At 45.6% G+C, this 11,612-nt stretch carries 11 protein-coding genes; 9 read left to right on the plus strand and 2 right to left on the minus strand.

Annotated features, from left to right (window positions below; all coding sequences use genetic code 11):
• From ACM64D_RS00260 to ACM64D_RS00280, 5 genes are all read left to right on the plus strand, one after another.
• Positions 1 to 1,233 carry a prepilin-type N-terminal cleavage/methylation domain-containing protein gene (locus tag ACM64D_RS00260; protein ID WP_415061170.1) on the plus strand — a complete coding sequence of 411 codons (1,233 nt, stop codon included), beginning with the start codon at positions 1 to 3 and terminating at the stop codon, positions 1,231 to 1,233.
• Positions 1,230 to 2,045: a type II secretion system protein J gene (locus ACM64D_RS00265; RefSeq protein WP_415061171.1), complete on the plus strand. Its 816-nt coding sequence runs from the start codon at positions 1,230 to 1,232 to the stop codon at positions 2,043 to 2,045. The genes ACM64D_RS00260 and ACM64D_RS00265 overlap by 4 nt, the downstream gene beginning before the upstream one ends.
• Before the next feature lie 74 nt (positions 2,046 to 2,119).
• A complete protein-coding gene (locus ACM64D_RS00270) occupies positions 2,120 to 2,485 on the plus strand; it encodes a hypothetical protein (RefSeq protein WP_415061172.1) in 366 nt (121 codons plus the stop codon).
• Positions 2,470 to 3,705 carry a class I SAM-dependent rRNA methyltransferase gene (locus ACM64D_RS00275; protein WP_415061173.1) on the plus strand — a complete coding sequence of 412 codons (1,236 nt, stop codon included), beginning with the start codon at positions 2,470 to 2,472 and terminating at the stop codon, positions 3,703 to 3,705. Before ACM64D_RS00270 ends, ACM64D_RS00275 begins: the two co-directional genes overlap by 16 nt.
• 7 nt (positions 3,706 to 3,712) lie before the next feature.
• The gene (locus ACM64D_RS00280) at positions 3,713 to 4,054 is read left to right on the plus strand and encodes an FKBP-type peptidyl-prolyl cis-trans isomerase (protein WP_415061174.1); all 342 of its coding nucleotides are present in this window, start codon (positions 3,713 to 3,715) and stop codon (positions 4,052 to 4,054) included.
• A gap of 286 nt (positions 4,055 to 4,340) precedes the next feature.
• On the opposite strand, the gene ACM64D_RS00285 is transcribed toward ACM64D_RS00280, so the two are convergent.
• On the minus strand, positions 4,341 to 5,141 hold the full coding sequence (locus ACM64D_RS00285) for a hypothetical protein (RefSeq protein WP_415061175.1): 801 nt from the start codon (positions 5,139 to 5,141) through the stop codon (positions 4,341 to 4,343).
• Between the two features lie 414 nt (positions 5,142 to 5,555).
• Between ACM64D_RS00285 and ACM64D_RS00290 the strand changes: the two genes are divergently transcribed.
• Genes ACM64D_RS00290 through ACM64D_RS00300 form a run of 3 tightly spaced genes read left to right on the plus strand, consistent with a single transcriptional unit; the run spans position 5,556 to position 7,860 of the window.
• A complete protein-coding gene (locus ACM64D_RS00290; protein WP_415061176.1) occupies positions 5,556 to 6,503 on the plus strand; it encodes a hypothetical protein in 948 nt (315 codons plus the stop codon).
• Between the two features lie 5 nt (positions 6,504 to 6,508).
• Complete coding sequence (locus tag ACM64D_RS00295) at positions 6,509 to 7,357, plus strand: hypothetical protein (RefSeq protein ID WP_415061177.1); 849 nt, start codon at positions 6,509 to 6,511, stop codon at positions 7,355 to 7,357.
• 11 nt (positions 7,358 to 7,368) lie between these two features.
• A complete protein-coding gene (locus tag ACM64D_RS00300; protein ID WP_415061178.1) occupies positions 7,369 to 7,860 on the plus strand; it encodes a hypothetical protein in 492 nt (163 codons plus the stop codon).
• 56 nt (positions 7,861 to 7,916) lie between these two features.
• On the opposite strand, the gene ACM64D_RS00305 is transcribed toward ACM64D_RS00300, so the two are convergent.
• A complete protein-coding gene (locus ACM64D_RS00305) occupies positions 7,917 to 10,124 on the minus strand; it encodes a phospholipase D-like domain-containing protein (RefSeq protein ID WP_415061179.1) in 2,208 nt (735 codons plus the stop codon).
• 207 nt (positions 10,125 to 10,331) lie between these two features.
• Between ACM64D_RS00305 and ACM64D_RS00310 the strand changes: the two genes are divergently transcribed.
• Positions 10,332 to 11,528, plus strand: coding sequence for a S8 family peptidase (locus tag ACM64D_RS00310; RefSeq protein ID WP_415061180.1), 1,197 nt, complete (start codon positions 10,332 to 10,334; stop codon positions 11,526 to 11,528).
• Positions 11,529 to 11,612 lie beyond the last annotated feature (84 nt).

The following is an 11,612-nucleotide window of genomic DNA, read 5'->3' on the forward strand; positions in this document are numbered from 1 at the left end:
GTGAAAAACAACATCTCAGGCTTCACCATCATTGAATCACTCGTAGCAATTCTCCTTCTTGGCGTCGTGACCCTTGCCGCCACAGGACTATTTAATTACTACTATATATCGAGCAGTAAGAAGTCCCGAGCCATGAGTGTGGCATTTGAAATTGAAGGTGCTATTCTTAGTGCGGCTCAGGATATCAATTTTATGAGACCCATGGCGGCCGGGCTTCTCGCAGGAACACCGCCTTCTCAATTTACAATTAAGGATTCTCAAGGTGTGGTTCTAGCAAAAAAGGGAAGCCCCACTCTTTTCACGGACACAAAAAAAACTTGCCTCCCCAATGAAACATGCCACTTGCAAACCAGTATTGATATTAAATGTTTTCCTGCGACACCGTACCCCGACTGCCGCTTGGCTTATCAAATTCAATTTTTAACGCAAACACAAGAACAGGTGCAAACTCAAAGCCTGGGGGCCCCAACTCTCCCCTTCAAAGACGAAGACTATTATGTGATTTTGGCCTACGATATCTTTTCACAGGACAAAACCAACAACTGCAATGATGACGGAAGCAAATTCCTTTTAACAGGATTCAATAAAAACACCGGCTCCCTGCTGTGCGCTTCCACGCCGACTACAAGCTGCCCTCCGGGACAACTTCCTATCGGCATGTCCTTTGTCCCTCATCCCTCTGGAGGCGGCTCCCTGCAAATGAAGTGTGTCGATACTAGACGGGCCACCTGCCCGACAAACTATGTCTTAAACAGTTTTACTCCGCAGTCCATGGACAGCCGCGTGGCTTCGCCAAACCCGGAATGTGTCTTTGCGACAGTTGATCAAACTCCTTGGGAGGCTCCTCTCACTGGCGCTCCCCCTATTCCTCCAACACCTGTTTGCACAAAGTACTATAACACTTCAACCCCGTCTTGCAGTGTCTCCTGGCAAGACATACCCGTAACCTGTGGAACCTGCAGTTGTAACTGCCGAGGCGGCGAATGCTCAGGATCGCCCCCGGTTTGCACACCCGTGACCTGCGACACTTGCGGAGGAGAAGGCACTTTATATCCCGTTCATGGCTCCTGCAGTCCTGTCGGTAGTGGACAGTCTGCTTCGGCAACGGTCTCGATCCCTGGGCAACCTTCATGCAGATGCGGAGGTTCGCCTTCAACGATTCCCACAAGTGTTACTCTGAATGGCGTATGCAACTTAACTGAACCCAAAAAAGTAACCGGTACCATCCAATGACATCGGCAAAAAAAGACTTCACATCACAAAGAGGCTTTTCTTTAGTTTCAGCTCTGGTTGGTATCGGGGTTTCTGCCATCGTCATGTTAGTCACATCGGTGGCGATCTTTAATCTTTCTGAATCCAAAAGAAAAATGGATCTTCAATCACAACTTGATTTATTTCATCTTCAGTCTTTACAGATCCTAGGAAATCAGGAAATTCTGCAAATACTTTTTTATAACGGCAATCCTCAGCTGGAATTGTGCTTTCAGCGCAAAGGAAGTAACTGCAACAGTCTAAATAAATCCACCATCCAGCCCAAGGACCCTTCCGATAAATATGGTCTTAATAAGCTTGAACCCATTCATCCACGCAAAGGATTTTCCTGTACAAACCCAAACTCGGAATGCGTCTTTCAAAGAAAAGCCGAGATGACGGTTTTCTGCTCTTCCAGCGATTTTTGTGAAAAGGTTATTATCAATGTTGATACTCAATTTGTCGGTCCCAAAAATCCAAATGGCGTAAGAAATCACCACACAGAACTTGTTTATGCCGCTCGCTCAGACCAACAAAGACACATCGTTGATTTTTCATGCTCTTCCACAGGGGTCTTTATCTCTGGAATCGACTTTAAAGGACTGATCGCAAAATGTGATCCGCTACCGAATAGCAACCTAAGTTGTTCTGGCTCCATGCCTCTGGTTGGCGTGGGTCCCCTCGCGCCCACGGGATGCTTCCCTAACCCCGTGAGTGCGGGATGCGGGAGCACCGGTCTGGCTCGCACCGGTCTTTACTCCGGAGCTGAGGGTTGCACCGTAACCGCAAACTAAACGGCGAAAGAGTGAATATATAGTTGGCCTTGGATTTGAACATCCGATAGGATCTTCAAATCGAGGAGAATTATATGCGCTTTGCGACCTTCTTAGTGACTATTTTGGGCCTTTTCACGTCCCTTCAAGGGCACTCTGCTGAAAGAACCTTCCGTGTCTTTGAATCCAAACGCATTACTCCCTTGGTGGACCGCTTTTATGGACAAGACGGCAACGCCTTTGGAACTGTCTTTTGCAACCCTCAAGCGGCCCAAGTCATGTTCGTCGACAGTCGCGTGGGTGATCTTGATGGAAAGACCTTTTATTTTGAATCCGTAGAGGCCTGCGATAAAGGGCGAACCCAAGCCCGTCAGCTTTCCCAAAAGTGCGTGGTCGAGTTGGTTCTTGATCAAGAGACCCAAGGGGCGCAAGTTCGTTTAAGTCAATGTCTGGGAAATTAAATATGACTTCCGCAGCCATCCATTCGGAAGAAGCTCTTCAGCACGTCGACCTCAAGCGAGATGTCACAAAACATCTTAAGCGAGGGCACCGCTGGATCTTCGCTAATTGTTTCGATGAGGCTCGCACCGGAAAATCAGGAATTCGTCTTCTTAAATTTAAAGGAGAGCCCTTAGCACTGGGCATTTGGCAAGCGGATACTCAATTGCGTTTTCGCGTTCTTCTTCTGACGGAAGAACCTATTTTTAGACGCAACAACATTGAACGCACACTTGAACTATATTTCGATTCTCAATGGCGTAAGGCTCTTGAAATACGTAAAACATTCGATCTTTCAATTACCAACTCATTTCGCCTTATCAATGGCGAAGGGGATGGTCTACCAGGTTTGATTGTTGATATCTACAATGACACCGCCGTCATCAAACACGACCACCCTATTATGGAAAAAGTTTGGAACGCCAAAGCCATTGCTGAGAAAATTCAAGCCGCCTACCCCCATATAAAATGCGTCTATCTGAAACGTCGCAACGATGAATCCGAAAAAGGCGTTAATATCGTGGGAACTTTAGCCCCCGAGGTCCAATTCCTAGAAAATGGCGTTCTTTTTGCGTCAAACATTCGCGACGCCGCAAAAACTGGTTTCTTTCTAGATCAAAGAGACAATCGAAAAATTATTCAGCATTTCTCCTCTGGAAAAACAGTGCTTAACCTATTTAGCTACACAGGCGGATTTTCTCTTTTTGCAGCTAAAGGTGGGGCCAAAGAAGTCACCAGTGTCGATATTGCCAAGGTCGCGATCGAAGCTGTCGAAAGAAATTTTAAGATCAACAATCTTCCTACAACTCACCACGATGTTGCTGCGGATGCCTTTGATTATCTTGAAAAACAAATTCTTGAAAAAAAGAGATACGACCTGGTAATCACGGATCCCCCAAGCTTTGCTCCCAATGAAAAGTCCGTCGAACAGGCTAAAGCCGCCTATACCAAGGTTTTTTCGAACTCCATAAAACTTGTAAACTCTGAGGGCCTATTTGCTGCCAGTTCCTGCTCCAGCCATATTTCTTCACAAGAATTCATGGAGATTTGCCAAGAATCTTTTTCTCGGGCTCGCAAACGGGCGACACTGGTCTATTTCGGAGCGCAACCCGTCGATCATCCCTATCCACTGGCTATGGAAGAACTGCGCTACTTAAAATTTGCTCTTTTCCGTTTGGATTAATCACTCCATGAACTCAACAGAAGTTAAAATCACCGACACTGTCCTTGGTACTGGCAAAGAAGCCCTTAAGGGCGCTTTGTGTTTCATACAATACGAAGGCTTTCTTGAAGACGGAACTAAGTTTGATTCCTCTTTCAATCACGGGCGCCCTTTTGAGTTTGTGGTGGGTTCAAAGAAGGTGATCGTAGGACTAAGCCAAGGAGTTATGGGCATGAAGGAAGGTGGTAAACGCACCCTCTTTGTTCCTTCTGACCTGGCTTACGGCGAGCGCCAGATCGGACAACACATCAAACCTCACTCCAATTTGATCTTTCACATAGAAATGCTGGAAGTTCGCCCTCGAGAATAAAAGTAGATACGGATAGAACCCCTGATTTCTTGTTATTTTACCAGGGACCTTTACGGCGGGATTTTTCTATCTTATCCTGACTTCGGATTGATTATCTTGCTCCGCTGAACTTCCAACTTCGTGTTGGGTTTCTCCAGAGATCTTGATAGCCAATCTGTTATCCCCGTTGAACTTGGTGGTCCCTGAACTTAATTGATCAGCCCACTGAATTTCCTCGGGGATTTCTTTTTATCTCTTAACAGCGAAGACACCCCAATATCAATGGAGTTGTCCTCGCTTGATCTTTCTAGTTCAATGCCATTGCCGCAGAGCTGATTGCCTTACGAGTGCTTTCGATTTCTTTAATCACACGGTCAGCCTCTGAATCAGAGAGACTGTTGACGATCTGTCCGATATTTCCAGCATTGGCCATCAATGATCCAACAACCAAAGCTCCGGATTGGCGCTGTGTAAATCCATAAACTGCGATCGCAGCCCCTGCAACCTGAGTCAGCTGCGCTGCGAGTTTACCTTTCGATGCCGCCGAATCTTTATCTGAATAGTTGATCAATGTTTGCTCGACTGATTTCAACGAACCCTCTAGGTTCTTAAGCAAAGAGAGTGTCGCCTCGTCCTTCGTCACAGAAAGCGCTCCTTGAACCTCCGCCTCAGCCTGAGTCAACGCGCCCTTAAGATCATTAACATCAAGCGTGGGTTTCACAGCTTCTCCCGTCACGCTCAATCCTACCGAAGCTGCCGTACTTAAGAAGGCGGCATAACCCATAATGACTCCCGTAAATGCAGAATCAAGACCGACCTTGCGCATCTTAAGCATACCCATTACAGAAAGTCCCAATCCAATCGCAGCACCTGTGACCGCAGTGCCATTCAATAGATGTCCTTTGCTATCTCTGTTCTTTATGCTCTCCTGAGCCGTCAGCAAAGCACGATCAAGTGCAATAAGGTCTTTCTTAACAGACAAAATATTCTGTTGCGCACCTCGAATCTGCTCATCACCGATGCCTGCAGTTCTGTCTACACGCGCTAGCGCTACGTTTTGCAAACTTAAAATTCCCGCTAAAGTTAAAGACATTAGTTTGATTGACATAAAGTTCTCTCTTTCTTTTTTAAACTAAAAAGCAAGAGCAGTGCCAGGCACAAAACTGGTTTATTCCTCAACTGAGAGATCTTTCAAAAGAAAGAGTTCGTTATTTGGTAGACAATCCCACCCTCTGTCTGTCATGTCTCCCAAATACCAGAAAACTTTCAATAAATCTGACAAGTTAAAGCTTGCGATCCCGCATGTCCACAATGTCCAGTGCCGCCGAGAGGCGCGCAAAAAAAAGTTCGACACGAAAAAGGATTTCTCCTCCAAATAAACAAAGATACGCTCAGGCATACTCCTCGCTTCTATAGCATTCAATAATAGCCGCAGAGTTTCGGCTTCGGAGAAAATCTGAAGTCCCTGAACGATACCACCCCTTAACTCTCGGGATCATAAAGACAAAAAAGAGGAGAATTTATGAAAACGAAGTCTATTTCTATGTTAATGGCCGGTATCGTCACAGTATCCGGTGTTGCCGCCCCCACTTTGTCCATGGCACAAAGCCCATCGATCAGTGTCGTCTCAACAAGTCGCGAAGAAGATAAGATCATGCTGGCGACCAAAATCGCAGAAAATCTTTTCTTTATCCAACAACAAAAAGCAACTGTATTGGCAGCTGAAGAACATCTCAGCCGCACGGGAGATCCCACGTCACTAGGAACTCTTAATAAGGTGAATCTTTATACAGCCATCGCTTCTGCCGCGGGCACAGCCTACATGGGCTATCGAGCATACAAAAGTAAAGACATCAGAACACTTTTCTGGGGTCTCGGAGCTGCTGTTTCAGGAGCTGTCAGTATTTCCAAGGGAATTGAAGCTTATATCGGTAACGTCACCGATGAAAACATGAAGGCCGCCCAACGCGAAGAATTGAATGATGCCATCGCGAAATCAAAAGAGGTTCTTACCAAACTTGAGTCTGAAAACAAACAACGTCTGGATGCCTTCCGTCGAATTGATTCAAATATCGATCAAAAAATTCAAGCTTTATTGAAAAGTGAAAACTTCCGTATCGAGCGAATCAACTCCGTTGCTCGCGATTTGGGAGAGGCCAGAAGCAACCTGTCTTCCAAAGAAGTGGATCTGGGTTTGTCAGGACTCTTTGCTGCGGGCTCTACGCTATCTTTAGTCAAGAGCGCTTTAAGCGTCAACAAAGTGGGCGGCGCTAGTGAGCTCTCTCCTAAAGCCAAAATGACAATGACTGCTATTAACGGCGCTATCTTGGCCGGCTTGAGCTATCTGACTTACAAGAACTTTCAAGATCGCCAAGAGATCATTCAGAAAATTGATGTTCTCCAGGAGAACCTCAGTACTCTAGAGCGTGAATACAAACAGTCCATCATCAACAATTTATCACAGTTGTAAGATCAATGAAACTCAGACTCTTGATTTTAACATTTGCAGCTCTCATTCCCCTGGCCGCCAGTGCCGGGGGCGGGAGCTGCTCCAGTGTCTTCTCCACAAGTTCACAACAGACCTTGCGTGAAGACCTGGAACCGTTCTTTCAAGAGGCCCGCAGAAAATCAGCAGAAAAGATTCTTACAGACATTGAACGCCGTCTAAGCAAAAATAATGAAATCGACCAAGTTACGATCTCCAAAGTGGCGGGCCGATTCTACGAGAGCATTCAAGATCCTCTCTATCGCCGAGTCATCTCAAACTTTTCCAGTAAAAAAAATGCGGAACAAATTAAACTGACTGAAGAATTTGCATCAGCGTTGACAAAAGCACTGAAAGACTCTGGAGTAACCGTAACCTCGGAAATGACCTGGCGTTTGCGATACATTCAAAATCGCGCCCCTCTTGGTTGGCTTAGATTCATGGCCATTCATGCGGCCATCAACTTTTCAGTCCACCACATGACGGGGAATCTATTCATGATGCCGGTCTACCTGCCGCGCATCGCGAATCCAACATTTCTTCAAAAAACATCTCGTTTTGAACAAGGTGCTTTGTTCGCAGAAAAAGTTCTGCAGTCAGGTCTTGCCTTGTATGTCACCACCAGTCTCGCGTGGATCCTTAGCAATGATGAACGACGAGCTGAAGCCTTCGAGCCGATCTTTCAGGCCTTCGAAGAATTTAAAAAACAAGAGAGCGAACAACAAATTGATGTTTCACAACGATTGGCCTCAAAGCTTTCACCTGAGCAATTGGCCAAGGACTCCCAGGATCTTCTTAATCAAGCCGACAAGCTCCTCGCGGAACTTGAGAAAAATTAGGAGAAATATTTATGAAATCGATACTCCTTTTTATTATAACAACCCTAATGAGTCTAGTGACCTTCGCGAACGACCTCACTCCGAATGTCAAAGCCGAGGGAAATCTTTATCAATACAATAGAGAGTCCGAACAGTTCGACATCGACCTGCAAACTCCCTGTAAGGTTATCGCCAAGAACTTCACAGTCTCTCAGGACTCTATCTATTTTGAGTTCCAGATCCTTGGACTCCCCAGATCACTGGATCGATATTCTATCGGCTCTATGAGAGGCTCTGCCATCCCTCAAAGAACTTTCAGCGCCAAACAAACCATCGTAGGAGGCTCAAAGAATCTTATTGTTAAGACGAGCTTCCATTTTTACGGAACACCTGACCGAGTCCTGCAAAAACCACGATTATTTTCAGTTGCAGTCACAAGCTACAGTGCGATTAAGGGTGTTTTTACGGGAGACCCTGTCGCCTGGGGCTACCTCTGTCAAACAACCAGCCATATCTTTGAATAAAAAAAACCATGGCCTTTTGACCATGGCTTTGCTTTAGAGAAACACAAAGAAAGATGCTACAAAGCAGTCCCAATTACTTTAATGACGATCGACTTCCACCACACCGTACGCTGTTTTTCCGTCAGCAGGCGCGATTCCTTTTTGTACTCTTCATATAAGTTATTGATCCTTCTATTAAAGCCTTTTCCATAGATCATCGTGCTGTTCTCGATATCATGGAAGAAGCTTCTTAGATTCATGTTCACCGAACCCATTAAAACAAAATCATCATCCACGATGATCAGTTTAGAGTGCAAAATCTTCCCTTTGGTGGTGTATTCATAAACCTTGATCTTTTTATAGATCTTATTAATTGATTTTTTATTTACGTCACTAAGAATGATGTCCGCAGTATCCCCTTTGAGATCCAGACGAGTAATAAGCTCAATATTCACTCCTCTGTCCGCAGCTCTTTCAATGGCCGAGAGCATCGTATCTGTGATATTGAAATAAGGAGTCGAAATCTTGATAGATCTTTCGGCAGAATCAAAGAGCTTCACATAAGTTCTTTCCAAAAGCATGTCGTCCTTAAAAGGAACTGACACAAGAGATCTTAGATAGATTTCGTTGTCCTGCAAATTCAGATATTCGGAATTCAAAGGCATTCCAGTTTCAATCACCACCGAGAAAGGCCTAATAAAGAACTTTTCGTAATCGGCATGGAAGACAGCGAAGAACTGCCCCATAAAACGATGAATCAGGCTTCGTGAAACAAAGAGAGTTTCAAAATCCTCCCAGCGCGCCCAGGCCTCATCCCCTTTGTCGCCATACTTCACAACCGTCGTGTTTGAGATATAGTTTGAGACCGGTTGATCAAAGATAAATCCATCGTGAATATTACGTCCTCCAAGAATCACGGCATTGGCCGAATCTTGCGAAGCCGAATAGGTCATAAAGAATTTAATATGATTTGTGCGATGGAAGCTATTCAACCAATCTTTAAGACCTTTTCCCTCAGGTTTGTACTTATAGAAAAGAAGCTTCACGTTAGGATACTTCGCCTGAAAATCAAAAAGCATCTGACGGTCTTTTCCTAATGAAATCACATCAGAAACGGCGATACGAATGAAGACTCCCCGATCTGCATGGTATTTCAGGGCTTGCATCAGCACCTGGCCACTGAAGTCCGCACGGAATACCAGATAGCTAATGAGAATGGCATCCAGTTTAGGTGCTCTTGAAAAATCCAGAGGCTCCAGCGGATTGCCTTTTTTGATATACGCATCACTAAGGTCTTTTCCAATGAGCATTCTTACTTTGGCATTCAGACCCTCTTTGGGATCTTCGAGAGTCTTATACTGATCAATTCCAATCGGACAAGTGGTCTGCTTGTGTTGCGCATCCAGGAAGAATTTCACAGTCCCACTTTGCCCTGCCGTTTGTGGCAAAAAGCAGATCTCGCCTTTTTTTTCGGGACTAAACAGCTTAGCCAACTCCGCTTGCTCTGGGATGAGATCAAATCCGTAATTGAGATGATTTTTATCCTTACCAAATTTCACCGTGCAACGAGTTTCCGGATCATTGATTTGCAAAAGAGGCTTCGGGGCCCCATCAAACTTAGAGTCATACCATCTAAACGTGTAAGAGCTTCCCGCCGTCACCTTGGTCGTCTTAATCCAGCCATGAACTTTGATATCTTTATCGCAGCTCACCTCTGTCGTAAGTTCATTGAACTCTCTATCTTCAAGAGGCTGACCTCGGAACGCAAGTTTCTTAAGATCCCAACTCAACACGTAGTTCGTCATTTGCAGAAAGACGGCGTGAGCCGTGCTCGTTGAAAGGGAAATACGACGAATAGGTTTTCCCTGATAAAGCGGAAACTCTTCCAGATCATGTACGATCACTTCATCGTGATGCTGACGCCAAGGTTGATCAAACCAGACCTCCAAAGCTTGAGGTTCAGAAAACCGATTGTGCGATTTTGACTGTTGTTTGTAGTCGACGATTTTGGAGTTCAAAGAGCTGACCTGCTTTTGCATCTTGGCTTCTTCATCCCGAAGCTGATCCAATTCTATGCTGTGCAACTCACCGCCGCTGTTTCTTTCTTTAAGGTCTCTTTTATGGGAAAGCTCTTTGAGCTGTAATTCCAAGAAATCTTTTTGCACTTCCGTGGCATAAAGCTTTTCTAGAACTTCCTGATCAGGGCTTTTAGAAATTCCCCGCTGTTGAGAAGTGTTCGTGCATCCTAGAGCAAGCAAACAACCAAATAAAAGCCATCTCGTCATCGAAGTGCCTCCCAAACCAGTCCTTCAAGTATAACCGAGGCCTTCTCGTGAACATAGGAAATTGGCACTTAGCAAAGCCTCAGGACCTTAGATCAGTAGTGATGACGATCATCTAATGCGAATAGCTATCTAGAATAGCCTTGCCCGATTGGAACAATAAAATGATACTTCGTTTAGACCAGCCCCCTCGAGAGAAAGGCGAATACAATGTTATCCATTCTGCTAACAACCCTCCAGTTGATAACCCTTCCTTCCTCCGCCCTCGCCTCTTCGCAGTGGCTGGTTCGGGCTTCCGACAAAGCCCTGTTGCAAAATATTTCTGGCTGCCAGTCCTCAGTTCTTAATCCTCACCTTGGCGGAGACATTTTCAAACTTCAATGTCATGATCCTGTTTCGCTTTCCGGGCTTAGTCCCGTCGCCAATGTACACTTTGAAGAAGAAAGCTCCTGGGGAATCTTTACCCCGCTAAATTTGAACTTCATCGGAACTTCGGATCCCCTGGTCGGCGATCAGTGGGCCTTAGAACAAATCAATATTGAATCTTTCTGGGATAAGCAAAGTCGCGGCAGCACTCAGACGAGAGTTGCCATCATTGATACCGGTGTTGATTACGAACACGAGGATCTGCACACTCAAATTGCAGTCAATACAAATGAGATCCCCGGAAATAACATTGATGACGATAACAATGGGTATGTTGATGACGTCTTCGGATGGAACGCCTATGAAAACACCGGCAATGCCATGGACTTCCATCACCACGGCACTCATATTGCCGGAATCATTGCCGCTAAACCCAACAACGACATTGGCGTCGCGGGAATGAACTGGAATATTTCCCTAATACCTATTCGCTTTATCGGTTCAAATGGAGGCGGCAGTACCGAAGCAGCCATTCGTGCCTTTGACTATGCGGCTGCACGCGGAGCGCAGATTATAAACGCGAGTTGGGGCGGACGCAGCAACAGTGCCCTTCTTAAAGAGACCATCGCACGTTGCCGCGATAAAGGCATTCTTCTGATTGCAGCCGCAGGCAATGAGGCCGTTGATAACGACCTGACTCCAACTTATCCAGCCGGTTTCGAACTCGATAATATCATCTCAGTTGCGGCCGTGGATCTGCATGGAGATCTTTCTACTTTCTCTAATTGGGGAAAAAAGACCGTCCATATTGCAGCTCCCGGGGAGTCTATTCTTAGCACCATCACCGGAAAAAAATACGGATACTCCAGCGGAACCTCCATGGCGACGCCGCACATAACTGGTGCCGCAGCCCTTATCTGGTCGCAAAATCCTTCATGGACCTACAAGGAAGTACGCGATGCCCTTCTACAAAACTGCATCCCCACCCCGGAACTCAAAGATGCGGTTCAGTGTGGAGGCTTTTTTCAGTTTCGTAATTAGATTGAGAGAGCATATTCGGTAAAATCGGCTCTTCCCACTTAACCAGATAAGGCGATGAGTCAAAAAAGATAAGCATAAGTCCTC

Source organism: Bdellovibrio sp. (assembly GCF_047637665.1).
Lineage (GTDB): Bacteria > Bdellovibrionota > Bdellovibrionia > Bdellovibrionales > Bdellovibrionaceae > Bdellovibrio.